1 protein-coding gene is annotated in these 1460 nt (G+C 63.7%); it reads right to left on the bottom strand.

Annotation, left to right across the window (positions count from 1 at the left end; genetic code table 11):
• Positions 1-7: 7 nt before the first annotated feature.
• Positions 8-1414: an IS30 family transposase gene (locus JJ685_RS29535; RefSeq protein WP_201677984.1), complete on the bottom strand. Its 1407-nt coding sequence runs from the start codon at positions 1412-1414 to the stop codon at positions 8-10.
• Positions 1415-1460: the final 46 nt, after the last annotated feature.

Below are 1460 nucleotides of genomic sequence, written 5' to 3'. Positions count from 1 at the left end.
CCCGAGTTCAACTGGTCGTCGCAACGCTGTTTCGTTGTGCCGAGCGTAGCAGTTCATTGAAAGCTTCAGCTGGTGTGCGCCAGCCGAGTGTCTTGCGCGGCCGCGTGTTCAAGGCGAGTGCCACCGCCTGAAGATCGCTGGGCCGGTGCGCGCTGAGATCTGTTCCCTTCGGGAAGTATTGCCGCAGCAGTCCATTGGTGTTCTCGTTGGTGCCTCGCTGCCATGGACTCTGCGGATCGCAGAAGTACACCTCAAGGCCGGTGTCGATCGAGAGCCGTACGTGCTGGCTCATCTCTGCGCCTTGGTCCCAGGTTAAGGAGCGTCGAAGCTGCTCGGGCAGAGACGACATCGCCTGCGTGATTGCGTCACGCACGGCTTCGCCACCATGACCGGCCAACGCGGGACCGTGCTTTTCGCGCGGTTGGTGGCCGTGGCCAGGTTGCGGTGGAAGGTGCAGCAGCATCGCATAACGTGTTGTTCTCTCGACCAAGGTGCCGATCGCCGAACTCGCCAGACCGAGGATGAGGTCGCCTTCCCAGTGACCGGGTACTGCGCGGTCCTCGATGCACGCTGGACGCTCGCTGATGAGAACCTCTGGCGTTACAAAGGACTTGCCTCGATTGCGGGCACGTTCGCGGGGCACGCGCAGCGCTCTGCCGGTGCGCAGGCAGGCCGTTAATTCACGGCGCAACGCCCCGCGGCCCTGCACGTACAGTGCCTGGTAGATCGCCTCATGGCTGATGCGCATCGAAGTATCTTCGGGGAAGTCGATCAACAAGCGGTTCGCGATCTGCTCCGGGCTCCAAGCTCGTGACCAGCGTCGGGACTGCCTGCGCCCATGACGGCGACCCTTCCACTGAACCTGCGGCCCAGCAAGCGTTTTGCCGCCCGGAGTCGCGATGCTTCCGGCGAGTCGATCTTGCACGTACAGGCGCAACGCCGGGTTGGTCACCAGTTTGGCAGGCTTTGGGCGCTTCGCGGCGCGGTCGGCGTGCCACTGGGCGGTGTGGGCCCGGTAATCGAAGCCACCGCCGCGCGTAGCCGCGTTGCGCCGCAGCTCGCGTGAGATCGTCGAAGCAGATCGTCCCAGTAGTCGCGCGATCGCTCGAACACCATCGCCTCGAGCCCGCGCCAACGCGATCTGCTCGCGTTCTGAAAAGGAAAGGTACCGGCCGGTCGGCTCTGGTGCTGAAGGGGCAAGGTGCGATGGGGGCATACCACCGCATTCTCTGAACCATCTGCTGCCCACGGGCTGCGACACCCCAGCGATCGCAGCTGCGTCCTCGCTCGAATACCCCTGAGCGATCGCCTCCCAGAACGGCCATCGCTCCGCTCGATGCAACACCGGCGGTCGACCAGGCGAGCGCAGGTTCGCGCGTAGTGACCGATTCGACTTCCGCTTCTTCGCTTTCATCAACACCTCCAATCAGGACGTGTTGCTACGACGAGTTGAATTCACC

Origin of the sequence: Ramlibacter monticola (assembly GCF_016722785.1) — a bacterium.
Lineage (GTDB): Bacteria > Pseudomonadota > Gammaproteobacteria > Burkholderiales > Burkholderiaceae_C > Ramlibacter > Ramlibacter monticola.
This window is presented reverse-complemented; position numbering and strand designations above follow the sequence as displayed.